The sequence below is a fragment of the Maribacter sp. C-4077 genome (genome assembly GCF_055378385.1).
The window spans coordinates 3,885,263-3,908,684 of record NZ_AP038807.1 but is presented as its reverse complement, the minus strand read 5'-3'; the positions used below and the strand labels follow the sequence as shown (position 1 = coordinate 3,908,684).

Sequence of the window (23,422 nt, the reverse complement as noted above, 5' to 3'; positions counted from 1 at the left end):
ACAATGTTGCTTTTTGTTATTAATAAAAAATCTAGAATACATGAAAGTTTTAAAAATTTTATCCTTTTTCTTGTTAGTGGGAACAGTTTCAGTAAACGCCCAGGAAATTTCCGATCATGCCCTTGGTTTGCGTTTGGGCGATAGCGACGGTTTTGGAGCGGAAATTTCCTATCAAAAATCAATAGGTAGAAGCAACAGGGCCGAGTTTGACCTTGGCTGGAGGGACAGTAGGAACTACGATGCATTTAAATTAGCCGCGCTTTATCAGTGGGTACGACCCATTGAGGGAGGATTTAACTGGTACTACGGCGTTGGTGGCGGTTTGGGAAGTGTTGATTTTCCAAATATTCCAGGGGTAGACGATGAAGGCGGACTCTTTATTTTTGCGGCCGGGGACATTGGGGTGGAATACAAATTTGACATTCCATTGCTCTTATCATTGGATTTTAGACCGGAAATAGGTGTTCTAGGCTATGACGGTTTCTCAGATAATTTTGATTTTGACATAGGGCTTGGTGTACGGTATACCTTTTAGTCGCTCACTTCCTAATAAAAACAAAAGGCCCTTCAAGATATTTTTGAAGGGCCTTTTTTTTATCCTATGGGATAATAGTACATTTGTTTTTTACTAAAAATAGAATATGAGAAGTTTATTGTTGTTTTCGCTATGTGCCATGGCAATGAGTAGTTGTAACCAAGCAAAGGATGGCTACACCATCAATGGATCCTTACGGGGAGATTTGGAAGATGGTACACAGGTTTTCCTCAAGACGATTGGTGAGGGCAATCAGCCCATTGAAGTGGATACCACCACCATTTCCCAAGGAAAATTCAAATTCTCCGGAGTGGCAGAAAAACCCGAGTTATATTACATATTCGTGGATAAGGCCCAAGGATATACCGCCGTAATTCTAGAAAATGGCGATATCGATTTTGAGGCATCCATCGACAGCCTTGGCTTTGCGGATATTGGAGGTACGCCCCAAAATGATTTTTTTGCAAATTATATGGAGGAATCCCGAAAAATTTCATTTCAGGCGAAATCCATTCAGGAGGATTTACAGCGTGCAACAACCTCAGGTGGCTCGCCCGAAAATATTGCGGCCCTACGTGACGAAATGCAGGAACTTACCGAAGAATACCAAGGTTTTGAGACGAAATTTGTTTCGGAGAATCCCAATGCCTTGATATCCGCATTGCTTTTGGAGCGGTCCATAAGTACAAAGACCATTGAATCATCCAAAGCACAGGAACTATATGATACTTTTTCGGCTGAAATCAAGGATTCCAAACCGGGACAACGAATTTTAGATTTGTTGGAACGGCTTAAAGCGTCCGAAGAAGCCGATAAGAATACCTCCATTGGTGCAACGGCACCCAATTTTTCAGGTCCAAATCCCAACGGGGAAACCTTGGAGCTCAAAAATTTATTGGGAAAGGCGACTTTGGTGGATTTTTGGGCCGCTTGGTGCCGACCTTGCAGGGCCGAAAACCCGAACATTGTTTCCGTGTATAAAAAATACCATGATAAAGGACTGAACATTGTAGGCGTTTCTTTGGATAGAACCGCAGATGCTTGGAAAAAAGCCATTGAGGACGACGGACTGGAATGGAACCATATTTCCAACATCGCTTATTTTGACGATGCAATCGCCAAACTCTATAATGTTGATGCGATACCTGCCGCATTCCTGTTGGATGAAAATGGGGTCATTGTTGCCAAGAACTTACGAGGCCCTGCCCTGGAAGAAAAGGTTGCGGAACTCCTCAATTAAACGAAAGATTCATGAATAAAAAAGGCCAAGATTTTACACTTGGCCTTTTTTATTTTATTCAGGTTTCGGTTAGAATTTGCCCCTTACATCTAGAAATGTACCTGTTACGGTCGTATCTCCCGTTCTCGTAACGGAACCAAAAATGTTGACGGCATTATTTTCCCCGATGAATTCCACAGATGCACCATCTTCCAGGATCAAATCCCCGTAAATGGTCAGGTTACCCTCTATTCTTAGTGTCGCACCTGATTTAACGGTGACATCTCCCCTTCTGGAATTTCGTGCCACTGCAAAATGTCCGTTCATCTCAAATAGCGCATTTTCGTGTATCACGACTTGATTTCTTACGGTCCAGGAGCCACAAAGTAAAAGTTCACCATACACATCAAAATCAAAAAAGCGTTTTGAACCTCTGTAACTTTGAGTGGATCCTGAATCTACGTTCAAGTTAGAACTGCCGCTGTAGCCATTTAAGTTGGAGCATCTGGCAACCAAACTTTCATCAGGTCTGTTCAACTTAATAATCTGCAAGCCTTCCAAACCGGAAGCGGCGAAAATATAATCGTCTTTGGAGGCCACAAAGTTGATGGAGCCCTCCAATTGGATGATACCCACCAAACTGGTATCGGCATTTTCCTTGTCTTCGGATAGACAAAGTCCGGCACCTCCGTTTGCCATTAACAATACATTGTCATTCGTTGCCACGGCATTCGTAACAACATCCGCAGCGTCAACGGTTTCAGGGTTCAATAAAATAGGAATATATTCCACAAAGTCTCCCGTACTTCCATTATAGACCCCGGCACCTTTGGATCCTTCCGAAACGATAACGTTGGGGCCATAAAAATCCAATGTTCTTTTCGTGTTTTCCCCAAAATCGGAATCAATGGCGATGTCCTTTATGGTATTCAGACTTTGATCCAAAATGGAAACGCCTGCACTGGCATCCAATACGGCAATGTTGGATTCATTGGCCGCAACGGCCCTTAAATCTGCATAAGGAGCTTCAACAACCGTGCTTAAATCCGATTTATTATACACTCTTACAAAACCTTGCTGACCACTTGTGACTATCACTTTATCAGAAACGACTTCCACATCCGTGGCATTGTAACCATCCTGAAAACCATAGGTTATTCCGGCATCCAGGTCAAATCGTCCGTCAGGGGCATATATTTTGGCCACAAAGGAATTGGCGGTTGCGGTAACTGAAAGTTCGGAATCAACTCCCCCTGCCAAATAAACATAACCATTATCATGTGCAATGGCATTGATGTCTGCATTGGTATAATACAGTCTTGAGGACACCTTTGGATTTCTAGGGTTTTTCACATTTATAATATCCACGGCACCGACAAAACTGGCATCTACCGTATTGTAGGAAACATAGGCATAGTCCCCTTCCACTGCCACGTGGGACGCAGTCAGGTTCTCACCGCCTTGAAATGACGGTACATCTACCTGGGCCACCAAGGTCAAGGGATAATCTCCCGCAGGTTGTGCCTTTGCGCTGGAAGCGTATTTGCCTGTTATGGTAGCTTCGTCCAAGATGTCAAGCACACCGGCTTTATCATATAAAACACTATTTTCCAAAAGTGTTTCATTGGACTCCAATCTCAGGTTGTCCCTGTTGTTTGGATCTTCATACACGGTGGTTTCGTCACTACAGGAAAAGAACACTGCACCTATAGTGGCAATCAAAATGGGGAATCTTCTTATCATTGGTAAAAGATTTGGTTTTTATTCAGTCCCTTAACAACGAACCGACCCCGTATTCCTTATGATTTCGTAGTCTTTTTCGATAAAATACAAGAAAAAAACTATAAAAAGTAAAAATCCGTAAGAATAGTATTACTTAATTGAGTTTTCCCAGTTTGGCCAGTACAAAAAGCAGTATGATGGGTATAGCCAATAAGATGACCATCAACGTATCCGTAGCCAAAAGATTTGGCATAAAAATTAGGGTGATCAAGTAGCCGCCTACCGCTCCACCAAAGTGTGCGGTATGGCCAATATTGCCCAGACGACTTTTCATACCGTAAATGGAATACAATAAATAGCCAATTCCAAGGACATAGGCAGGAATTGGAATGGGAATGAACATAAGGTATAGACTGTCATTTGGTTGTAAGAGTATGGCCGAATATAAAATTCCCGTAACCGCACCGCTGGCACCAACGGCACTGTAATAGGTTTCGTCCCTATGAAAGAACAGGGCCAGGAGACTCCCTGCTAGAAGGCTTATAAAGTAAATGATAATGAAATTTCCCTGCCCGAACCAGCTAATGACCACATCAGCAAAAAAGTATAGGGTGAACATATTGAAGAAGAGGTGGGCCACATCTACATGTAGAAACCCGGAGGTAAGCATGCGTTCCTTTTGGCCACTTCTAATGGCACCAATGCTAAATTTATATCGGTCAAAAAAATACGTATCGTTAAAACCTTTCAGGGAAACCATAATATTTGCTGCTATAACGGCAATGGTGGCGATGTCCAAGTTGTACATATAAATCCAATATTTATGCTTTCAAATATAGCTATATTTGCCCAGTATGAAAGATGCCATGCAACTACTGGTTTTTATTTTGACCTATCCTTTTTTGTGGATTATTTCCATTTTGCCGTACCCACTATTTTATAGTTTTTCCAATTTTGCCTTCTTTTTGGTGTACAGGGTCATTGGGTACCGACGCAAGGTCGTTCAGGAAAACTTGAATTTGGTTTTTCCCGAGAAGAGCCCAAAGGAAATCCATAGGATAGAAAAGGAGTTTTACCGACATATGTGCGATATGTTCCTGGAAATGATAAAGTCCATGAATTTGAGCAAGGAACAGATCAAAAAGAAATACAAGGTACTTAACATTGAAGTGATCAATGAAATTGAAAAAAAACGAAGTATCCTGGTAGTCTGCTCACATTATGCCAATTGGGAATGGAACGTTAGCATGAACAACTATATAAAGGCCAAAGGATATGCCGTCTACCAAAAAATAGAGAACAAGTATTTTGATCGTTTCATTAAGAAGGTGCGGGGGCGTTGGAATACGACCTTGATTACCCAACAACAAACGGTCAAAACCGTAGTTAGGGATAAGCGGGATGGCATCATTGGTATTTTTGGAATGGTCAGCGACCAATCCCCCCAGGCCCACAGGGCACAATATTGGTCCGAATTTATGGGTGTGAAGGTGCCTATTTTCAATGGGGCGGAGATCATGGCACGTAAAATGGGACTGGCGGTCGTTTTCCTAAAGGTCAGCAAGGTCAAACGTGGGTATTATCAGGCCGAATTTATCCCCATTACCGAAAACGGTAAGAATACCGAGGAAAACGAAATTACCGAAGCCTTCCTTAGATTGACGGAACAGCAAATAAGGGAACGACCGGAACATTATTTATGGACCCATAAACGATGGAAGCACAGGGGCAAAACGCCCGCCTCATTTGCCAAGGTAATTTAACTACCTTCACTTCCCAGGATATAACCAGCTACCTTTGAGTATTTTAATTTCTAATATTTATTGATATTTTCGTTAAAATGCTAAAATCATATGGAGGTATTGGATACGCTTTACAATGAAATCATTGGATTCTTGGGTATTTCCCAGGCTTGGGAAATTATTAAATCAGGGGAATACAGTTCTTTCAGGACTTTTGAAGGGGTACAGAGCCTTATTTTTCCAATTATTCCCCTTTTGGTATTATTGGAATTTGTATTAGGGCTTGTTTACAAAAAACCTCAAACCAAGGTCTACAAGGTCAATTTTCTTATCTATGTTTTCAATAGGTTTGTAGGTCGGTTTATAGCCATAGCAATGGTGACGCTGTGTATTGGGTGGTTTGAACCGTACGCCCTGATCAATACGGGACCCACATGGTATTGGTTCATCTTTGCCTATATAGTCTGGGAATTTGGGCACTTCATCTACCATTATTTGGGCCATAAAGTCCGACTCTTTTGGTGCCTGCATGCCACGCATCATGTACCGGAAAATATGAACCTGTCCGTAACCTATGCCCATTTTTTTCTGGAAGCTCCCTATGCCGATACGATTAGAACTACGGTTTGTATTTTGTTGGGCGTGGAACCGGCCATGCTGTTTTTGATCATGTTTATTGACGGTACCTACGGTGCTTTTATCCATGTTGGAGAAAACATGATCAAGGATGCCCGATTTGGATTTTTGAATAAAATTATGCTTACACCTTCTCATCATAGGGTTCACCATGCACGTAATCCTTTATACATGGACACCAATTTTTGTAATCTACTGAATATTTGGGATCGTGTCTTTGGTACCTATCAGGAAGAGCAAACGGACACAAAACCCGAGTACGGCATCACCCGAAAAGTGAACAGTGGTAATTTTTTGGATGTTTATTTTGGGGAAATTATTGCTTTGGGCAAGGATGTTTGGAAAGCTCCCGGTGTAAAAAACAAATTGGCCTATATTTTTATGCCCCCAGGATGGAGCCATACCGGGGAACATAAAACATCTAAAATTGTACGCGCAAATTATATGGCAAACAGGTCGGGTTAGAGACCTGCGACTTCCTTGATTTCCCCAATAATCCGGTCTGCCAAGGCATCCGCATTTTCCTGACTTTTCGCCTCTGTGTAAATCCGTATAATCGGTTCTGTATTGGACTTTCTTAAGTGCACCCAATTTTCGGGGAAATCGATTTTCACCCCATCAATCGTGGAAATTTCCTCGTTTCTGTATTTATCGGCCATAGCAGATAATATTCCGTCCACATCCAATCCCGGGGTCAGCTCTATTTTCTTTTTGCTCATGAAATAACTAGGGTAGCTCGCTCGTAATTCGGCCACGGTACCTCCCTTTTCCGCCATCAACATCAAGAATAAAGCGGTACCCACCAAGGCATCCCTTCCATAATGACTTTCTGGATAAATAATTCCACCGTTTCCTTCGCCACCAATAATCGCATTGTTCGCTTTCATTTTCGTCACCACGTTGACCTCCCCTACGGCAGCGGCTTCATAAGTGCCCCCATGTTTTTCGGTAATATCCCTTAAGGCCCTAGATGAGGATAGGTTAGATACCGTATTTCCTTTGGTTTTTCCTAAAACGTAGTCTGCACAGGCTACCAAGGTATACTCCTCCCCAAACATTTCCCCATCGTTGCTGATAAAGGCCAATCTGTCTACATCTGGGTCCACAACAATACCAAAATCGGCTTTTTCCTCAACAACCATTTTGCAGATATCGCCTAAATGCTCTTTCAAGGGTTCCGGGTTGTGGGGAAAATGACCGGTGGGATCGCAGTATAATTTAACCACTTCCACGCCCAATTCCTTCAAAAGCTTCGGAATGGCTACGCCTCCCGTGGAATTGACACCGTCTACCACCACCTTGAATTTGGCTTTTCTAATCACATCGGCATCTACCAAGGAAAGGTTCAGCACTTCATCAATATGGATATCAATATAGCTATCGTTTTTAATGATTTCACCCAAGTGGTCCACTTCGGAGAAATCAAAATCCTCCTTTTCGGCAATTTCCAAAATCTTGGCACCTTGGGCGGCGTCCAAAAACTCGCCCCGTTCGTTCAATAATTTGAGAGCGTTCCACTGTTTTGGGTTGTGGCTTGCCGTAAGGATAATACCACCATCGGCCTTTTCCAATGGCACTGCGATTTCGACCGTAGGCGTTGTGGACAAATCCAAGTCTATGACATCGATTCCTAATCCCACAAGGGTGGAAACTACCAAATTCTGGATCATTTCACCGGATAAACGGGCATCGCGCCCAATCACGACTTTCAATTTGTCTTTTTTAGAATAGTCCTTTAACCAAATACCGTAGGAAGCGGCAAATTTTACCGCGTCAATGGGTGTTAGGTTGTCTCCCGGTTTACCTCCAATGGTGCCTCGTATGCCTGAAATCGATTTAATGAGTGTCATAAATAATAGTAAGTTTTTGCAAATATAAAGGGTTAGGGTAATTTGAAAGTTCTTCAATTCGTAAATTCGACTTTTAAAGCAAAATTCAGGTTCAATGAACTTCTTGGCCCATATCTATCTTTCCTTTAACGATGAAGAGGTCTCAATTGGCAATTTTATTGCGGATAGTATACGGGGCAACAAATACAAACACCTGCCCGGTAAGATTCAAAAGGGTATTTTGTTGCATAGGGCTATAGATACTTTTACGGATGCCCATAAAATTCCCAAAATGAGCAGTAAACGGCTGCATAAGAATTACAGTCATTATAGTAGGGTAATCGTGGATATCTACTACGATCATTTTTTGGCAAAAAACTGGGATATGTATTCCGATATTCCCTTGGAGAGATTCGTGGATGATTTCTATGATTCCTTGGAGACCTACTACCCTCTCCTTCCCGATAGCACCAAACATATGATGCCGTATATGATTGCCGATAACTGGTTGCTCAATTATGCGAATATAGACGGAATTGCGAACGTTTTAAGGGGCATGAACCGCAGGACCCAGAACAGGTCTAAGATGAATTTTGCGATTTTGGACTTGGAGGAACACTATAGCGATTTTGAGAGGGAGTTTACGGACTTTTTTGAGGAATTGGTTATCTTTTCCAAACAGAAATACAACACATTGTTAACTAACAATAACCAAACCTAAACTATATGAGAAAATATTACATACCGCTGCTCTCCCTTCTATTATTTATTCATTGCCGAAAGGCTCCCGTACCGCCTACAGGGGTCGTGACCGAAAAAGCGATGGTGGTTTCGGCCCGTGAGGAAGCCTCCAAAATTGGCGTGGAAATCATGAAAAAGGGAGGCAATGCCTTCGATGCAATGGTCGCCACGGAAATGGCCTTGGTCGTCGCCTATCCTTTTGCCGGGAATTTGGGCGGCGGTGGTTTTATGGTATATCGCAAGGCCGATGGTGATATTGGCGCTTTGGATTACCGGGAGAAAGCACCGCTTGCGGGTCACAAGGACATGTACCTGGATTCCCTGGGCAATGTGATTCCCAATATGAGTACGTTGGGTGCCACCGCGGTGGGTGTTCCGGGTACCGTGGCGGGAATTATAGAGGTACATAAAAAGTTTGGGTCACTACCCTTGGAAGAAATTTTTGAACCCGTTATCGCCTTGGCCGAAAAAGGAGTGCCGGTAACGGCAAATCAGGAAAAACGATTGGCCAGTCAACGTGAACTGTTCATTCAAGTGAACGGAGATAGCACCAAGTTTGCCCAAGAATTCAAGGAGGGGGACATCATTTCCTATCCGGCCTTGGCAAATACCATGCGTAGGATTGCCCAAAGTGGTAGGGACGGATTTTATAAGGGGGAAACCGCCCAAAAACTGGCGGCCTTTATCCAAGAAAAGGGCGGATTTGTTACCGAGGAAGATCTGGAAAAGTATGAAGCGGTTTGGCGACAGCCCATCATTTTTAAGTACAAGGACCTACGAATCATATCTATGAGTCCGCCCAGCAGTGGCGGGGTTACCATCAATCAAATCTTTAAAATGATAGAGCCTTATGAGCTGTCGGATTTTGGCCATAACTCGGCAAAGACCATTCAATTGTTTACCGAAGCTTCAAGAAGGGCCTATGCGGATCGGAATTATTATTTGGGGGACCCGGATTTTGTTGATATTCCCTTGGATGTATTGCTGAGCGATTCCTATTTAAAAGAGCGTATGCAGAATTTCTCTTTCGAAAGGGCCACCAAATCCTCGGAGGTAGAACGAGGGAACGTGGAAATCGTGGAAAGCATGGAAACCACCCATTACTCCATTGTAGATGCTGAAGGTAATGCGGTTTCCGTTACCACCACTTTAAATGGGGCCTATGGTTCCAAATTGTATTCGGATGAACTGGGCTTTTTCCTGAACAATGAAATGGACGATTTCAGTTCCAAGTCCGGGGTACCGAATATGTTCGGACTCATAGGCGCCGAAGCCAATAGTATTGCCCCTGAAAAGCGAATGCTCAGTAGCATGACCCCAACAATCGTAGAAAAGGATGGAAAACTTTGGATGGTTGTTGGTACCCCCGGCGGTTCTACCATTATTACAGCTGTGGCCCAAACCATCCTAAATGCCTACGAGTTCGATATGAGCATGCAGGACGCCGTAAACGCGCCACGTTTTCACCATCAGTGGTTGCCCGATATGGTCATTTTTGAGCCAGACGGTTTTTCCGATACCTTAAAGGAAGAAATGAAAGCGAAAGGGTATATCATCAATGAAGACAGAACGCCCATTATTGGTAAAGTGGACGCAATTAAAATACTACCCGATGGCAAATTGGAAGGTGGCGCAGATAGACGCGGGGATGATGCCGCTGTAGGATATTAAATTCAAGTTCAAGTGTCAAATTCTAACTCAAGTACAAGTTCAAGTGTAAAGTTCAAGATGGAATTAGTTAAGAGTTAAGAGTTAAGAGTGCAAAGTGAATAATGAAAAGTTAAAGTTAAAAGTGAAAATGTTGAAGTAAGAATTTAGATTTTGGAATTGGGTAAAACATTTAACTTGAATTTCATATTAATAGCCAATAGCCACAAATAACAAAAAAAGTATGCTTAGAAGATTATTGAAAATCCTAGGAATTATCGTATTGGTATTTGTAATCGCCTTGGGGGTTCTTTACGCCATTTTCAACGAGCCGTTGCCCAAAGGTAGGTCGGGTCCTGAGGCGGATGCCTTGGCCGAAAAAATGCTAGCTTCCTTGAACCATGAATTGTATGAAAACACCCGATTTTTAGAGTGGTCCCTACGAAACGGTTCGCATTTGTACAAGTGGGACCGGCAATTGAGAAAAGCAGAAGTACAATGGGATGAGTACCGAGTGGAATTGGATTTGATCAATACCGGTTCCAGCATTGGTTTTAGGAATGGGGAACGCCTCAATGCCAATGAAAATGAAGACGTAGTGGCAAAAGCTATTTCCATGTTCAACAACGATTCTTTTTGGCTGGTGGCCCCGTACAAGGTTTTTGACCCTGGAACCCAAAGGGAAGTCGTACCCTTGGAAGATGGTTCAGACGGACTTTTGGTGACCTACAACAGCGGAGGTTCTACCCCGGGGGATTCTTATTTATGGGTTTTACAACCCAGTGGTTTCCCGAAAAGTTTTAAGATGTGGGTCAAAATTATCCCTATTGGCGGTGTGGAGGCCACCTGGGATGAATGGCTGGTGACGGAAAGTGGTGCGTTTCTACCCAAGTCCCATGTAATGGGTCCACTGGAATTTTCCATGGGAGAGGTAAGGGGGTATAATCACTAATCTAAAAATTCAATTACAAATACAAACTCAAGTACAAAAAAATGGGTTTAGTTGCGAATGTAGAGTTCAGAGTTCAGAGGGCAAAGTGAAAAATGTAAAGTGAAAAATGAATAGCTGTTAGCAAATGGTTTTTGGAAGCATGAGATTCAAATTTTGAAGCGATTTGCGCATAGCTTATGGCGCATAGCATTTAGCGGAAAGTGAAAAATGTAGATTTTACCATCAACAAACAGCCATCAACAAACAGCCAATAGCCAAAACAATGGAAATAAAACTCTTATCCAAGAAAGACCTGACTGAAAGCCTACAAGAACAACTTTCAAAATTATATCTGCAACTCAATGCCGAATTAAAACAACTTTCCCTGAAAACAATTCTTAAAGAAGAGGGTTATATAGATATTGCCGTTTGCTTGGAGAATAATGAACTCATCGGGATTGCGATGATGGCAAATTATAAGGTGGTATCGGGATATAAAGGTATGATCGAGGATGTCGTCGTTTCCGAAACCCATCGGGGAAGGGGCATCGGCAGGAAATTAATGGATATACTTTTACTTCAGGCTGAAAAAAGACAACTTAATGATGTGCTCCTTTTCAGCGGGCATCACAGAACGGCTGCCATCGGTCTCTATAAAAGTCTGGGATTTACCTTGAAGAACAGCGGACTGTACATTAAAAAATTCCAGTAGCCCTATACCTTTTTTACGTGCTGTAATTGGTTTTTAAGTTCCTGCATGGATTCCTGTAACTGCTTTAGCAAGCCATTGTCCGTAGTGGCATCCACATTAAAGGTAATCTTACTGCTCACTTCCCAGATTTCCTGGATCAAAAAAGGTTTGATATCATACGGTGGATAGGATTCGTTCAAGGAAACCAAGGTAATGTTATTGGAATTGGGCCTTTTCTCGATTTTCTTCACCATCACGGAATCTTGCAAGACCACCACATACATTTTATTGGCACTCACATGGTCAATATGTTCTATGGCCCTCGCCAATACCCATTCGCCTGGACGCAAATTGGGTAACATACTATCTCCCTCTACCTGAAAACCGCGGTAGGTGGCATTCCGGAACTCCGGTATGGGCAAATCGAATGCCGGCAATTGTTGGTACCAGCTGGTATCCGAAATATTCTGCGGATAACCTGCCGCTGCCTTTGCATTGACCAACACCATATTGTCCCGATCGGCACTGTCCACGGTGACCACTTTGGGAATGACGCTCGTTTTGGAGGTTTCCAAATATTGGTTGTCACTTTCACCGAACAACCACAAGGGATTGATTTTAAAATGTTTTAGAAGTTCCGTTACCACTTTACCGGATAATTTGGTCCTACCCCGTTCAATATCGGCGGTGGTATTCTTTACGCCGAGGAGCTCCGCAAACTCGGCCTGAGTGTAGCCCAATTCCCGGCGAACATCGGTAAATCTTTTGAGTGTCAATTCGTTTTCCATATTCAAATATAGTCAATATGGATTATTTCCAAAATAAAATTTGGATTATTTCCATAATTAGGAATATTTCCATAATTTTGGAATAATTACAAAATCAATTAAAAGAAAATTGATATCAGATAAATCAAAATATACAATTGGTAACCTCGAGCGCTGTAGAGAGGTTTATTGTTTCGAATCATTTGGATTAGGTCTCGACTGCGCTCGACCGGACATTCGAATTGGTTTTTGATTTATTATCGAAATTGAGAAGATGAGCATGGATTTTAACCGAATCAAGGAAAAATTGAACATTCTGGCCGATGCCGCCAAATATGATGTTTCCTGCTCTAGTAGCGGAAGCAACCGGAAGAACACGAACAAGGGATTGGGCAATGCCAGTAACGGTATCTGTCATAGTTATTCTGAGGACGGACGTTGTATTTCACTTTTGAAAATCCTGCTGACCAACCATTGCATTTACGATTGCGCCTATTGCGTTACCCGAAAAAGTAATGACATAAAACGGGCCGCCTTTAAAATTCAGGAAGTAGTGGACCTTACCATCAATTTTTATAGAAGAAATTATATAGAGGGGCTTTTTTTGAGTTCCGGAATTTTTAAGGACCCGGATTATACCATGGAGCGTCTGATCGCCGTGGCCAAGAAACTTCGTTTGGAAGAAAATTTCAATGGCTATATCCATTTAAAATCGATTCCTGGGGCCAGTGACGAACTTATGTATGAGGCCGGATTGTACGCTGATCGATTGTCGGTCAATATTGAAATTCCCACAGTATCCGGCCTTAAACTATTGGCCCCAGATAAAAAGCACGAAGATTTTGCAAAACCGATGCTCAAGGTCAAAAACGAAATCATCCGATTCAAGGAAGAACGTAAAATCCTAAAAAGTACCCCAAAATATGCCCCTGCGGGCCAAAGCACCCAAATGATTGTAGGCGCTACGGGAGAATCCGATAAGGATGTGATGTACTCCGCAACGCACTTTTACAAGAACTTTCACATGAAAAGGGTCTATTATTCAGGTTATGTGCCGGTGAGCAACGATAGCCGACTCCCCTCCATAGGTACCCAGGTGCCCATGCTCAGGGAGAACAGGTTGTACCAGACCGATTGGTTGTTGCGGTTTTATGGTTTTTCCGTGCAGGAACTACTCAATACAGAGCATCCCAATCTGGAAATGGATGTGGACCCAAAATTGAGTTGGGCCTTACTCAACCTGCAACACTTTCCAGTGGATGTGAACAAGGCGGATATGTCCGTTTTGGCACGCATTCCTGGAGTGGGAATGACCTCGGTCCATAAAATTATGAAGGCCCGCAAATTCCGAAAATTGGATTGGGACCATCTCAAAAAAATGGGGGTGGCCCTCAACAGGGCAAAGTATTTTATCCTGTGTGACTCCCGCCATTGGGAGCGTAGGGATTTGGACCCGCAACGTATTAAAGGATTGATTTTAAGCACGTTCTACGGAAAATTTAGACCTCAGTATTCCAATCAATTATCACTTTTCAATTAAGAGAGTAGCCTCATGACAACAACAAAGACTTTTATCTATGACGGTAGCTTTAACGGTTTTTTGACCGCCGTATTCGCAGGGTTTGAACAAAAATTGCCTTTCGCCGATATCCAAAAGGAACGTTTGGCGCAGAACGGACTTTTCTCCGAAACAGAGACCATTTTCACCAATATCGAGTTGGCCAAAAGGGTGTGGAACGGTATCAAAGGCCGAAGCAATTCGGCCATCAAGAACATTTATTTTTCATTTTTGAGCGGGGAGAAAAACCTGGAGCCCCTACTCTATCAATACATCCGAAAAATAATGGGCTCCAAACACGTTGCATCCGACTTCTCCGATGCCTGCATTTTAAAAATCAGTCAGACGGCGCAAAAGGTACATCGGGAAAAGCACCGTATGGAGGCATTTGTTCGGTTTCAATTGACCAAGGACGGCATCTATTTTGCGAACGTAGAACCTGAATTTGATGTACTTCCTTTGATTTCCAAACACTTTAAGGAGCGCTATGCGGACCAACCGTGGATTATTTATGACCTAAAGCGCAACTATGGTCTGTATTATGATCTGCATGGGGTGGAAATCATTACGATGGACCTTTCCAACGGTTTTGGCAACAGTATCCAAAAAAGTGCCGCAATGACGAACGAAGAGTATGATTATCAGGATTTGTGGAACAATTATTTCAAAAGTACCAATATCAAATCCCGTATCAACAAAAAACTACATACCCAACACATTCCCAAAAGATACTGGAAATATTTGAGTGAAAAGAAGGAGGCGGTTTAATAAACTAGCTTAAGGCCAAATCGTGACGCATTCGTAGGAAACCATTTCTTAGGTTCAAGGCCTGCCAGAGAGGCTATAAAGCGGGTAAGCCTTTGAAAATTGAATTCTTCAATTGAGCCCAAAACAATAGTATTGTTAAGGCCGATTGTACGCTTTAATTTTTTGAAAGAAATCCGCTCGCATTCGGTCGGCATCAAAGTCCTTGTAATAATATACCTTTCTGCCACCGTTGTCCTTTGAAGTGTTGATTTCCACTTCCTTCATCCATTCCGGATGTAAAAAAGCATTTACAATGGTCAGGTCCCAGATGGTTCTTTGGGTTCGGCCGCCATCTATATGATCGTCCCAAACCTTTAGAAGAAAGTCTCCCAAGAAATGATTCTTCAATTTGGCACGGGTTTCTTCGTACTCAAAGGTCATTTTACTAGCAACGCTCACGGGAATGATGTGCATTTCCACGGTTGAAAACAATAAATGGGTCAGGGCATAGGGGTCCATGGCACAGTTAAAATCATCCCGCCTCAAAACCCCTTTTTCAAAATCATACGTACTTCCCAGCCAATAAAGTCTAATGTTATCCGCAATACTTGGTTCGATAAATACAGCGGATGCCACGTTTGTCAAGGCCCCAAGCGCGATTACATTTATCTTTTTACCATTTTTTTGCGCTTTCGCCTGTTTGATTATTTCATAGGCAGCAGCGGAATGTTGGGCCCGGTCTCCCCAATCGTACATGCGGGATGCTCCTCCCCTGTTGGTCTTGGTATTCAACCCCATAATCCCCAATAGTGTCTGATTGAGTCTGTGACTGTCTTCCATACTATTTTCGGTAGTCCATTGGGAAGCCTGCCATTGAGTGGCGTTTAGGGCTACAACATCCACGCTGTCGTTCATCAAAATGATGCTAAGCGCGTAGGCGTCATCCACTTCATTCGCCGTATCAGCGTCCAGTAGTACCTGGGGTTTTGTCTGTGCGAACCCTTCCATTGAGAATATCCCCACTAGTATAAATAAAACAAAAAACTGGTCCGTGAGCTTCATTTGGAAAGCTATTTTAATTAAAATAGAAAATTACAATTAGGAAGAACGCTCCCCAACGAATTGGTCGCTCTTATTTTTGAACATGACATTAAATGTCGTTAAACTTCCATAGATCCTCGTAATGTACTGTTGCAGGTCCACTTTTTCCTGATCGTCCAGATTTTTACTGGCATTGATTTTTTGTTCCATGACCCGGATGCGGTCGCGCACCATCACTATTTTGTGAAAAAAGGTGTCTATCGGGATTTCTTTATTGCTCAAACTGGAATCGCCAGGTTCCAAAACCAAATTACCACCTTTCCATTTATCGGCAATCGCTACCTGTTCGGTTACATCGCTCCATCTTTTTAAAATCGACATCAATGAGGTCTCCACTTCCAAAAAGCTTACCGTATCCACGTCGTTTTCCAAGGCTTCGATTACTTCAAAACCTTCATCGATTTTAATGGTCTCCAGGCCTTTGTCCATAAAAGTTACCCAATAGTGTTTTGAGGAGACGTTCGTTACCACTCCCATTCCAAATTCTGCGTGCTTAATGCGCGACCCAATTCCTAATAATTGCATACCTACTGTTTGATTTAAAAGCTAAGGTAGCACCTCTGTTAATTATCAACAAGGAAAAATTGGGTAGGAATACGATAAACTTCCCTGCAAGACCTTCTGTTGTAAATATGGGGAACTTCCATTACATTTAAGGTCAATACAACCTAAAACATCATGAAATGAGCCATAACAAGTCTTGATACCCACCAAGATGGTTATAGGCGAATTACATCTGACCTTTGAATAACAATTAAAATAAACAGATGAAAAGACATTTTTTGTTTATACTTATCGCTATGTTGACAATAGCCTGTAAGGAAGAAGCGAAACAAAACGAAACGCCCGAGGAAGTGGCCCCTGCCAAATTAAAAGCCTTGATTTTAGACGGACAGAACAATCATTATGTTTGGCCTAAGACCACCATGATGATGAAAGACTACTTAGTGGAAACCAAGCTTTTTGAAGTGGACATCCATCGGATGGATTCCGTTTGGTTGGGTATAAAGTACAATGAATCCCGACCTGAAGCCTACACTTCCTTCATCGAAAAATACCCGTTGGATTCTACCAAATACGGCGTTTCCCATCAGCCGATACAATCTTCCAATTTCTCCATGGATTTTGAAAAATACGATGTCATAGTTTCCAATTTAGGTGCTGAATCACCCCTGTGGCCAGAAGCTACTAGGGCCGATTTTGAAAAGTACATTGCCAACGGAGGTGGATTCGTAGTGGTCCATGCCGCCAATAATGCTTGGGGCGACTGGGATGAATTCAATAAAATGATCGCCCTGGGTGCATGGGGTGGTCGGGATGAAAGTACGGGCCCTTATGTTTATTATAATGATGCTGGTGAAGTGATCCATGACGAAGCCGCCGGTGTTTGTGGTTCCCACGGACCCGAATATGAATTCCCCATTACGACGCGTGCACCGGAACATCCCATAATGAAGGGCCTTCCTACCACATGGATGCATACCCAGGACGAATTGTACGAACGGATGCGTGGTCCTTTCGAGAATGCCACCATTCTGGCAACCGCTTTCGCCGATGTTGAACGCAATGCCCCACCATGGAACCCCGAGGTAAAGGGCTTGGGCCAGAACGTCCCCATGCTAATGGCCATTGATTATGGAAAGGGAAGGGTCTTTCATACTACTTTGGGCCACTTTGATTATTCGATGGAATGTGTCGGGTTTATAACCACGCTACAAAGAGGTTCTGAATGGGCCGCAACCGGAAACGTTACGCAGGAGTTGCCTTCCGACTTTCCTTCTGAAACGGGTACATCATCCAGAAAATGGAAAGGTTGAGTAAAAGTGTTTGGCGAATTAATCCGGTTGACCTTCGCAGCCTTCCCTCCTTCGGGTATCGATCAAATAAATAATTTTCCATTCGCCCTGTTGCTTGACCATTTGAAAGGAGTTTACCCCGCAATGGCTAAAAGAATCGTTTACCCAAAATTCGTAGGGTGTCCATGCGTTCGCCATGGCGCCATCAATCTGTATGGAGTAATCCAGTAACTTTTCCCTGAATTTGACGGAGTCCGGTATACTTACAATCGACCGGATAAGGTCCTCGAAATTTTCCTGTCGCAAAATGGTTTCCCCATCCTTACCCGTGCCTATGGTCTGTAAAACGATTTTTTCCGAAACAAGGTTTGCCAATCCCGCGGAATCCTGGGCATGAAATGCGGTAAAGAATTCGTCAACTTTATTTCTGACAGCATCCTCATCGGTGGACTGTCCGAAGGAAATTAGGGTACTTACTATAAACAGGGATGTTAGTGTTCTTCTCAAAATGCAAAATTTTAATTGTGAATTAAAGATAACACAAATCCTTGCCGTTCAAACTTTGCTTAAAATTTTATCTCACCAAAACTCATTACTTTTGCTTGGAACAAAAATATCTTTATGTCTACTGCAAAAAAGGAATATAAGCGGGTAACGGTCAAGTCCTTGGTCGAAATGAAAAGCAACGGGGAAAAAATATCCATGCTTACTGCCTATGACTATTCCATGGCTAAAATTGTGGATGCGGCCAAAGTCGATGTTATTTTGGTGGGCGATTCTGCCAGTAATGTTATGGCCGGCCACGAAACTACCCTGCCCATTACCTTGGACCAGATGATCTATCATGCATCCTCCGTTATAAGGGCAGTAGAAAGGGCTCTGGTCGTTGTGGACCTGCCGTTTGGCAGTTACCAAAGCGACCCCAAGGAGGCCCTTAGGTCTGCCATTCGAATAATGAAGGAAAGTGGCGCCCATGCCGTAAAGGTTGAGGGAGGTGATGAAATAAAGGAATCCGTAAAGCGCATCTTGGCCGCTGGTATTCCCGTAATGGGACATTTAGGACTTACCCCCCAATCCATTTATAAATTCGGTACCTACACCGTACGGGCGAAAGAAGAGGAAGAGGCACGGAAATTAATGGAAGACGCAACGATGTTAGAAAAATTAGGCTGCTTCAGCATCGTTCTGGAAAAAATACCCGCTGCCCTCACCAAAAAAGTTTCGGAACAATTGACCATACCCACTATTGGTATTGGCGGTGGGAAGTATGCGGACGGACAGGTTTTGGTGGTGCACGACCTGTTGGGCATGACCCATGAGTTCAATCCTAGGTTCTTAAGGCGCTATATGAACTTATACGAAGAGATGGGTAATGCCATATCGAACTACGTGAAAGACGTAAAATCCATGGATTTTCCAAATGATGAGGAACAATATTGAGAATCATGAAAACAAACGGTAGCAAGCTTTTGAGTCGGTTTTTGATCATCTTTTTGGTGCTTTTGAACATTGGCTGTGATCAAGTTTCCAAAAAGGTCGTACGTGAAAACGTTTCCTATCAGGAGTATATCCCGCTGATCAAAGATCATTTCATTCTTACCAATGTGGAAAATACCGGCGCCATGTTGGGATTCGGGGCCAACTTCCCACCTGCCCTAAAGGTGATGCTGTTCCAAGTACTTCCGCTGATCGTACTACTGGTCTTGTTGTATAGAATCCTCACGAGAACCCATACAAACAAGTGGATGCTATGGGCTTTTGCCTTTGTAATTGGCGGTGGAATTGGGAACCTTATTGATAGGATCGCCTTGGGATCGGTTACCGATTTTTTCCAAATACGCTTGGGCTTCTTTAAAACAGGCATTTTCAACATGGCCGATGTCGCCGTAACTACCGGGGTACTCCTGATTCTATTTTTGAGCCTTTTCGGGAAAAAAATCTCCATATAACAGGTATGGATGCTTCGGAAAAGGTACTGTCCACCCCAAAAAACCTTCAGGTTTTATACGAGGACAATCACCTTATCATCGTAAATAAGAGGCCCGGGGATATCGTACAAGGTGATAAAACCGGCGATAGGCCCTTGAGCGAAGTCGTCAAGGAATACCTGAAGGAGAAGTATAACAAACCCGGAAATGTGTATTTGGGTGTGGTCCATAGATTGGACCGACCAACATCCGGGCTGGTGGTTTTTGCCAAAACCTCCAAGGCACTGCCAAGATTGAACAAGCTCTTCTCCGATAAAAAGGCAAAAAAGACCTATTGGGCCGTGGTAAAGGATGCACCTCCAAAAAGAGCCGATACCATGGTCCATTGGCTCAAAAGAAATCCGAAGCAAAACAAGTCGTATGCCCATGAAAAGGAAGTACCGGACAGCAAAAAGGCTGTTCTGGACTACCGCATGCTCAAAGCCCTGAATACATATTTTCTTTTGGAAATCGATTTAAAAACAGGCAGGCACCATCAGATCCGCGCACAATTATCGGCCATAGGATGCCCCATCAAAGGGGATTTAAAATATGGCTTTCCCAGGAGCAACAAAGATGCAAGTATCCACTTGCATGCCCGAAAGCTGGAATTCTTGCACCCCGTAAAAAATGAGCCTTTGACCATTTTAGCTCCTCTCCCCAAAGATTCCATTTGGGATGCCTGTACATAATTTTTGTACATTGGGCTTACTAAACACCATAATCATGTACAAGAAAATCTGTATACTTTTTATTTGTGCCCTGTTTTATAATTGTGGCAGTTATAATTCCATAGACACATTTTATAATGCACATAAGAACGATGCCCAAGTAACAGCCGTTAGGATACCTCAATTCATGCTCAAATTGATAAGTGGCATATCGCCTGAAATGCAATCACTTATAGGAAACACTAGGGATTTGAGATATATGAAGTTTCCCAGCACAACCCCCGCAAGGACTCAATTCTTGAACCAGCAAATGAACGGGATTACCGGCAATTCGTTTATAGAAGTCTACCGAAATAACGATGATTTAAAAAGAAACGTGGTTTCCATACGTGAAAAACGAAACAGTGTAAAGGAAATCCTCATTTATAATAACAATGCCGAAACTGGCTCTTTTTTGTACTTCAATGGCGATTTTGACCCGATAAAAGTCCGTGAGATGGCCCAGAACAATGAGTTTGAAACACTCGGAAATAATGTAATCAAAGAATTTGCACCCGGCATCAATCCGGAGAACTGACCTGTTGCTTTTTCGATGCTCGGAAACTTTCAATAACCACGGAACTTAATATAAGCGCTCCTCCAAACAGGGTGGTAGCCTTTGGGATTTCGTTCAAAAATAGGGCTCCTATTAGAATCCCATAAATGGGCTGGACACTGCTCAAAATGCTTACGGTTGTGATACTGAAATGCTTGAATGTCATGAGGAAGAGACTATGGCCAATGGCCGTGGTAAGGACCCCCAGTGCCAAAAGTCCTTCCCACTGACCCAAGATTTCCTTTGGAGCGGTAAAAAACAAGGCGGGCAACATCAAAATCGCAATCGTCCCCGTTTGATAGACCATTAAAGTGGTTCCCTGGTATTTTTCCACCTTCAGTTTTAATATGATATTCCGCAAGGCATAGGATACGGCCGAGACCAACCCCATTAAAATGGCCAAGGTATTGGAATCCCGTAAATTGAAATTCGGACTCAGAAAGTAAATGCCCAACAGTACCATGGCACCGAGCAAGAGATGCATCCTTTGCAGCTTTGATTTTAACAAAATGGGTTCCAAAAAGGCCGTTATGACCGGATATGTGAAAAGTGACAACATGCCTATGGCAACACTGGACCATTGCAGGGCATAAAAGTAAAACAACCAATGGGCGGCCATCAATACACCTGTGACTAGTATCAAGGGGATGTCCCCATTTTTGACCTTCAACGAGATATTTCGCCACCTACAGAAAAGTATCAGCAGGATAAAAGCAATAATTCCCCGCATCCCTGTAATGACGGGAACGGGCAAATCCACAAACCTGCCCAAAGGTCCGGAGGTGGCAATAAAGAGCATCGCCAAATTGATTTCCAATAAGTGGGAAACATGGGAGCGATTCATAGGAAACTATCGGGTCTGTTTCAGGGCTTTTTCGCGAATGATTTCCGAAACAGGTTTATTCTCCAAATGGCTTTCCAACCAAGAAATTATATCCAAATACAGGAACGCACGCTTTTCATAAGGGTGGTCCTCATATTTTTTAAGTTCGGCATGTAATTTTTCAAATTCCCCCCTCAATTCATTTGGATAGATACTGCCAAGATTTCTCAAAAACTTGATCATCTCTTTTTGTACCGCATGCATATCGTTCATTTTCAGCAGGAACTTATAGGTACTCTTTAATTGCACTTCCAGGTGATAGTCCATACCCGCTTCGTAATGTGCCACCAAACTCAATACCCTGGCAAAACACATTAAATCCTCGCGCATTTTTAGATTCTTGTTATTGATGATTTTTTTGAGGTAAACGATAGAGGTTTTGTTATCACCAATACCAAAATACAAACAGGCGATCTTGTAATACAACACCATCACATGATGGGCATCGATTCTATCCTTGTGTTTGGCGATACCGTATTCAATGATCTTTACCAGATATAGGCCTTTTTCAAAGTTTCCTTCCAGAAAATGGAGATTCAGTTTATTGGCATTGAGATACAAAAAGGCCAGGGAATTAATATTATCATTCTTAGGGAAATCCTTCTCCTTCAGAACCACCTCCATTTTTTGGAGCGTTTCCTTGAATTGGGAGCTGTATTTCACATAAAAAAGGGATTCCAAAAGGTAGTGATTTCCTTTAAGGAAGAATACGGGATTCAAATAAATCATTTCGCGGTAATCGTAGAAAAGATCCACCCATTTACTAGCGTATTTATAGGAGGAAAGGAAGTCTTGGGTCAAGAAACTATACCATAAATGTGCTTTGTACAACCAGAGTTTTTCCCTAAAACCCAAGGTTTCCACATCTACCTTTGGCAAATGTTTTGAAAAATACTGCTTTACTTTCTGAAGGTCCTCATCGCTGCGTACATACCCCACCTTTAACATCATACTGTACAATTGCAGGGAAAGGTTGGAAAGTTTACTGGTGATAACGTTCTGCCCAGACAATTCCTTTGCCTGTACCGCTAATTCATCCGCTCTGTCCGGAATGCTGCGGGTGATGTACTGTGTCTCTATAATTTTCTCGAATTCCACAATTTCGTAGGCGATGTTCTTTTCCTCATTTTCAATGGCCGTCGTTTTTGCCTTGTCCAGGATTTTGAGACTCTGTTTATACAGCCCTTTCTGATACAGAATGGTGGCAAAGTCCAGCTGTTCACGAATCTGAACTCGAATATTTTGGTTCACGGGATTCAGCCTGAGACTTACCAGAATCTGCTTATAGAGATGTGCCTTTAAATTGGAAAGCTGCGCTTTTTTAACAATTCCGCTGGAAAGTATTACCTTTTCATCATATCGCTTAATTTTGTCCAAAAGATTGAACAACGCTAGAAACTTTGCATCGGTATTCACGCCCAAACGACCTACATAAAGTTTAAATTGCCGCTTTTCAGATTTTGAAAGCGATTTTACCAAAACGAACAACGCATCTTTATGAGCATTTGTCATCGTAAAAATATATGTTTAAATTGTTGTAAATCAATTTATTGATATTATTGAAAAGTAAATTAACGTTGTAAATATTCCTGCGAAATTTGCTTTTTTCGTCGGCAGCGTTATATATTCGTTTAACTTGCTAAA

General features: G+C 42.6%; 24 protein-coding genes. 15 read left to right on the top strand and 9 right to left on the bottom strand.

Annotated features, from left to right (window positions below; all coding sequences use genetic code 11):
- The first annotated feature begins 40 nt into the window (after nucleotides 1-40).
- Both ACZ41C_RS17015 and ACZ41C_RS17010 read left to right on the top strand, forming a co-directional pair.
- Nucleotides 41-535, top strand: a complete 495-nt coding sequence (locus ACZ41C_RS17015; protein WP_138258211.1) for a hypothetical protein — start codon at nucleotides 41-43, stop codon at nucleotides 533-535.
- Nucleotides 536-641: 106 nt separating this feature from the next.
- Entirely contained in the window at nucleotides 642-1,775 is a 1,134-nt protein-coding gene (locus tag ACZ41C_RS17010) for a redoxin domain-containing protein (RefSeq protein WP_464563159.1), read from the top strand.
- Between the two features lie 69 nt (nucleotides 1,776-1,844).
- Here ACZ41C_RS17010 and ACZ41C_RS17005 read toward each other — a convergent pair whose 3' ends face one another.
- A complete protein-coding gene (locus tag ACZ41C_RS17005; protein ID WP_464563157.1) occupies nucleotides 1,845-3,497 on the bottom strand; it encodes an LVIVD repeat-containing protein in 1,653 nt (550 codons plus the stop codon).
- A gap of 133 nt (nucleotides 3,498-3,630) precedes the next feature.
- Nucleotides 3,631-4,284, bottom strand: a complete 654-nt coding sequence (locus ACZ41C_RS17000; protein ID WP_138258208.1) for a rhomboid family intramembrane serine protease — start codon at nucleotides 4,282-4,284, stop codon at nucleotides 3,631-3,633.
- Nucleotides 4,285-4,342: 58 nt separating this feature from the next.
- On the opposite strand from ACZ41C_RS17000, the gene ACZ41C_RS16995 reads away from it, so the two are divergent.
- A complete protein-coding gene (locus tag ACZ41C_RS16995) occupies nucleotides 4,343-5,239 on the top strand; it encodes a lysophospholipid acyltransferase family protein (protein ID WP_464565775.1) in 897 nt (298 codons plus the stop codon).
- 90 nt (nucleotides 5,240-5,329) lie between these two features.
- A complete protein-coding gene (locus ACZ41C_RS16990; RefSeq protein ID WP_464563155.1) occupies nucleotides 5,330-6,319 on the top strand; it encodes a sterol desaturase family protein in 990 nt (329 codons plus the stop codon).
- Here the strand turns inward: ACZ41C_RS16990 and glmM are convergent.
- Nucleotides 6,316-7,704 (bottom strand): phosphoglucosamine mutase, encoded by a 1,389-nt coding sequence (gene glmM, locus ACZ41C_RS16985; RefSeq protein WP_464563153.1) that lies wholly within the window; start codon nucleotides 7,702-7,704, stop codon nucleotides 6,316-6,318. The two genes, ACZ41C_RS16990 and glmM, sit on opposite strands and share 4 nt — an antisense overlap.
- A gap of 94 nt (nucleotides 7,705-7,798) precedes the next feature.
- On the opposite strand from glmM, the gene ACZ41C_RS16980 reads away from it, so the two are divergent.
- The 4 genes from ACZ41C_RS16980 (at nucleotide 7,799) to ACZ41C_RS16965 (ending at nucleotide 11,714) form a co-directional block, all read left to right on the top strand.
- Complete coding sequence (locus tag ACZ41C_RS16980) at nucleotides 7,799-8,404, top strand: acyl carrier protein phosphodiesterase (RefSeq protein WP_464563151.1); 606 nt, start codon at nucleotides 7,799-7,801, stop codon at nucleotides 8,402-8,404.
- 5 nt (nucleotides 8,405-8,409) lie between these two features.
- A complete protein-coding gene (gene ggt / locus ACZ41C_RS16975; RefSeq protein ID WP_464563149.1) occupies nucleotides 8,410-10,095 on the top strand; it encodes a gamma-glutamyltransferase in 1,686 nt (561 codons plus the stop codon).
- Between the two features lie 220 nt (nucleotides 10,096-10,315).
- A complete protein-coding gene (locus ACZ41C_RS16970; RefSeq protein ID WP_464563147.1) occupies nucleotides 10,316-11,023 on the top strand; it encodes a hypothetical protein in 708 nt (235 codons plus the stop codon).
- A gap of 262 nt (nucleotides 11,024-11,285) precedes the next feature.
- Nucleotides 11,286-11,714, top strand: coding sequence for an N-acetyltransferase family protein (locus ACZ41C_RS16965; RefSeq protein WP_464563145.1), 429 nt, complete (start codon nucleotides 11,286-11,288; stop codon nucleotides 11,712-11,714).
- A 2-nt stretch (nucleotides 11,715-11,716) separates the two neighbouring features.
- Here the strand turns inward: ACZ41C_RS16965 and ACZ41C_RS16960 are convergent, their stop codons facing one another.
- Entirely contained in the window at nucleotides 11,717-12,481 is a 765-nt protein-coding gene (locus tag ACZ41C_RS16960) for an XRE family transcriptional regulator (RefSeq protein ID WP_464563143.1), read from the bottom strand.
- 259 nt (nucleotides 12,482-12,740) lie between these two features.
- Here ACZ41C_RS16960 and ACZ41C_RS16955 point away from each other — a divergent pair, with 259 nt between their 5' ends.
- Together ACZ41C_RS16955 and ACZ41C_RS16950 are read left to right on the top strand one after the other, a co-directional pair.
- Nucleotides 12,741-14,000, top strand: a complete 1,260-nt coding sequence (locus ACZ41C_RS16955; protein ID WP_464565773.1) for a putative DNA modification/repair radical SAM protein — start codon at nucleotides 12,741-12,743, stop codon at nucleotides 13,998-14,000.
- A gap of 12 nt (nucleotides 14,001-14,012) precedes the next feature.
- Nucleotides 14,013-14,786, top strand: a complete 774-nt coding sequence (locus ACZ41C_RS16950; protein ID WP_464563141.1) for a TIGR03915 family putative DNA repair protein — start codon at nucleotides 14,013-14,015, stop codon at nucleotides 14,784-14,786.
- A gap of 135 nt (nucleotides 14,787-14,921) precedes the next feature.
- Here ACZ41C_RS16950 and ACZ41C_RS16945 read toward each other — a convergent pair whose 3' ends face one another.
- Both ACZ41C_RS16945 and ACZ41C_RS16940 read right to left on the bottom strand, forming a co-directional pair.
- Nucleotides 14,922-15,827: a nucleoside hydrolase gene (locus ACZ41C_RS16945; protein ID WP_464563139.1), complete on the bottom strand. Its 906-nt coding sequence runs from the start codon at nucleotides 15,825-15,827 to the stop codon at nucleotides 14,922-14,924.
- A gap of 36 nt (nucleotides 15,828-15,863) precedes the next feature.
- The gene (locus tag ACZ41C_RS16940; protein ID WP_464563137.1) at nucleotides 15,864-16,391 is read right to left on the bottom strand and encodes a hypothetical protein; all 528 of its coding nucleotides are present in this window, start codon (nucleotides 16,389-16,391) and stop codon (nucleotides 15,864-15,866) included.
- A 242-nt stretch (nucleotides 16,392-16,633) separates the two neighbouring features.
- On the opposite strand from ACZ41C_RS16940, the gene ACZ41C_RS16935 reads away from it, so the two are divergent.
- Entirely contained in the window at nucleotides 16,634-17,683 is a 1,050-nt protein-coding gene (locus ACZ41C_RS16935; RefSeq protein WP_464563135.1) for a ThuA domain-containing protein, read from the top strand.
- Between the two features lie 18 nt (nucleotides 17,684-17,701).
- On the opposite strand, the gene ACZ41C_RS16930 is transcribed toward ACZ41C_RS16935, so the two are convergent.
- Nucleotides 17,702-18,169, bottom strand: a complete 468-nt coding sequence (locus ACZ41C_RS16930; RefSeq protein WP_464563133.1) for a nuclear transport factor 2 family protein — start codon at nucleotides 18,167-18,169, stop codon at nucleotides 17,702-17,704.
- Nucleotides 18,170-18,283: 114 nt separating this feature from the next.
- On the opposite strand from ACZ41C_RS16930, the gene panB reads away from it, so the two are divergent.
- Genes panB through ACZ41C_RS16910 form a run of 4 tightly spaced genes read left to right on the top strand, consistent with a single transcriptional unit; the run spans nucleotide 18,284 to nucleotide 20,877 of the window.
- Nucleotides 18,284-19,102 (top strand): 3-methyl-2-oxobutanoate hydroxymethyltransferase, encoded by an 819-nt coding sequence (panB, locus tag ACZ41C_RS16925; RefSeq protein WP_464563131.1) that lies wholly within the window; start codon nucleotides 18,284-18,286, stop codon nucleotides 19,100-19,102.
- A 5-nt stretch (nucleotides 19,103-19,107) separates the two neighbouring features.
- Entirely contained in the window at nucleotides 19,108-19,611 is a 504-nt protein-coding gene (gene lspA / locus ACZ41C_RS16920) for a signal peptidase II (RefSeq protein WP_464563129.1), read from the top strand.
- A gap of 5 nt (nucleotides 19,612-19,616) precedes the next feature.
- A complete protein-coding gene (locus tag ACZ41C_RS16915; RefSeq protein ID WP_464563127.1) occupies nucleotides 19,617-20,321 on the top strand; it encodes an RluA family pseudouridine synthase in 705 nt (234 codons plus the stop codon).
- Nucleotides 20,322-20,355: 34 nt separating this feature from the next.
- On the top strand, nucleotides 20,356-20,877 hold the full coding sequence (locus tag ACZ41C_RS16910; protein ID WP_464563125.1) for a DUF4252 domain-containing protein: 522 nt from the start codon (nucleotides 20,356-20,358) through the stop codon (nucleotides 20,875-20,877).
- Here ACZ41C_RS16910 and ACZ41C_RS16905 read toward each other — a convergent pair.
- Nucleotides 20,861-21,739 carry a DMT family transporter gene (locus ACZ41C_RS16905; RefSeq protein ID WP_464563123.1) on the bottom strand — a complete coding sequence of 293 codons (879 nt, stop codon included), beginning with the start codon at nucleotides 21,737-21,739 and terminating at the stop codon, nucleotides 20,861-20,863. The genes ACZ41C_RS16910 and ACZ41C_RS16905 overlap by 17 nt on opposite strands.
- 6 nt (nucleotides 21,740-21,745) lie before the next feature.
- Nucleotides 21,746-23,290 carry a hypothetical protein gene (locus ACZ41C_RS16900; protein WP_154919341.1) on the bottom strand — a complete coding sequence of 515 codons (1,545 nt, stop codon included), beginning with the start codon at nucleotides 23,288-23,290 and terminating at the stop codon, nucleotides 21,746-21,748.
- Nucleotides 23,291-23,422 lie beyond the last annotated feature (132 nt).

What these genes read in the sequence shown, in the direction of transcription:
- ACZ41C_RS17015 (WP_138258211.1), top strand. Translation starts at nt 41, where the DNA reads ATGAAAGTTTTAAAAATTTTATCCTTTTTCTTGTTAGTGGGAACAGTT.
- ACZ41C_RS17010 (WP_464563159.1), top strand. Translation starts at nt 642, where the DNA reads ATGAGAAGTTTATTGTTGTTTTCGCTATGTGCCATGGCAATGAGTAGT.
- ACZ41C_RS17005 (WP_464563157.1), bottom strand. Translation starts at nt 3,497, where the DNA reads ATGATAAGAAGATTCCCCATTTTGATTGCCACTATAGGTGCAGTGTTC.
- ACZ41C_RS17000 (WP_138258208.1), bottom strand. Translation starts at nt 4,284, where the DNA reads ATGTACAACTTGGACATCGCCACCATTGCCGTTATAGCAGCAAATATT.
- ACZ41C_RS16995 (WP_464565775.1), top strand. Translation starts at nt 4,343, where the DNA reads ATGCAACTACTGGTTTTTATTTTGACCTATCCTTTTTTGTGGATTATT.
- ACZ41C_RS16990 (WP_464563155.1), top strand. Translation starts at nt 5,330, where the DNA reads ATGGAGGTATTGGATACGCTTTACAATGAAATCATTGGATTCTTGGGT.
- glmM (WP_464563153.1), bottom strand. Translation starts at nt 7,704, where the DNA reads ATGACACTCATTAAATCGATTTCAGGCATACGAGGCACCATTGGAGGT.
- ACZ41C_RS16980 (WP_464563151.1), top strand. Translation starts at nt 7,799, where the DNA reads ATGAACTTCTTGGCCCATATCTATCTTTCCTTTAACGATGAAGAGGTC.
- ggt (WP_464563149.1), top strand. Translation starts at nt 8,410, where the DNA reads ATGAGAAAATATTACATACCGCTGCTCTCCCTTCTATTATTTATTCAT.
- ACZ41C_RS16970 (WP_464563147.1), top strand. Translation starts at nt 10,316, where the DNA reads ATGCTTAGAAGATTATTGAAAATCCTAGGAATTATCGTATTGGTATTT.
- ACZ41C_RS16965 (WP_464563145.1), top strand. Translation starts at nt 11,286, where the DNA reads ATGGAAATAAAACTCTTATCCAAGAAAGACCTGACTGAAAGCCTACAA.
- ACZ41C_RS16960 (WP_464563143.1), bottom strand. Translation starts at nt 12,481, where the DNA reads ATGGAAAACGAATTGACACTCAAAAGATTTACCGATGTTCGCCGGGAA.
- ACZ41C_RS16955 (WP_464565773.1), top strand. Translation starts at nt 12,741, where the DNA reads ATGGATTTTAACCGAATCAAGGAAAAATTGAACATTCTGGCCGATGCC.
- ACZ41C_RS16950 (WP_464563141.1), top strand. Translation starts at nt 14,013, where the DNA reads ATGACAACAACAAAGACTTTTATCTATGACGGTAGCTTTAACGGTTTT.
- ACZ41C_RS16945 (WP_464563139.1), bottom strand. Translation starts at nt 15,827, where the DNA reads ATGAAGCTCACGGACCAGTTTTTTGTTTTATTTATACTAGTGGGGATA.
- ACZ41C_RS16940 (WP_464563137.1), bottom strand. Translation starts at nt 16,391, where the DNA reads ATGCAATTATTAGGAATTGGGTCGCGCATTAAGCACGCAGAATTTGGA.
- ACZ41C_RS16935 (WP_464563135.1), top strand. Translation starts at nt 16,634, where the DNA reads ATGAAAAGACATTTTTTGTTTATACTTATCGCTATGTTGACAATAGCC.
- panB (WP_464563131.1), top strand. Translation starts at nt 18,284, where the DNA reads ATGTCTACTGCAAAAAAGGAATATAAGCGGGTAACGGTCAAGTCCTTG.
- lspA (WP_464563129.1), top strand. Translation starts at nt 19,108, where the DNA reads ATGAAAACAAACGGTAGCAAGCTTTTGAGTCGGTTTTTGATCATCTTT.
- ACZ41C_RS16915 (WP_464563127.1), top strand. Translation starts at nt 19,617, where the DNA reads ATGGATGCTTCGGAAAAGGTACTGTCCACCCCAAAAAACCTTCAGGTT.
- ACZ41C_RS16910 (WP_464563125.1), top strand. Translation starts at nt 20,356, where the DNA reads ATGTACAAGAAAATCTGTATACTTTTTATTTGTGCCCTGTTTTATAAT.
- ACZ41C_RS16905 (WP_464563123.1), bottom strand. Translation starts at nt 21,739, where the DNA reads ATGAATCGCTCCCATGTTTCCCACTTATTGGAAATCAATTTGGCGATG.
- ACZ41C_RS16900 (WP_154919341.1), bottom strand. Translation starts at nt 23,290, where the DNA reads ATGACAAATGCTCATAAAGATGCGTTGTTCGTTTTGGTAAAATCGCTT.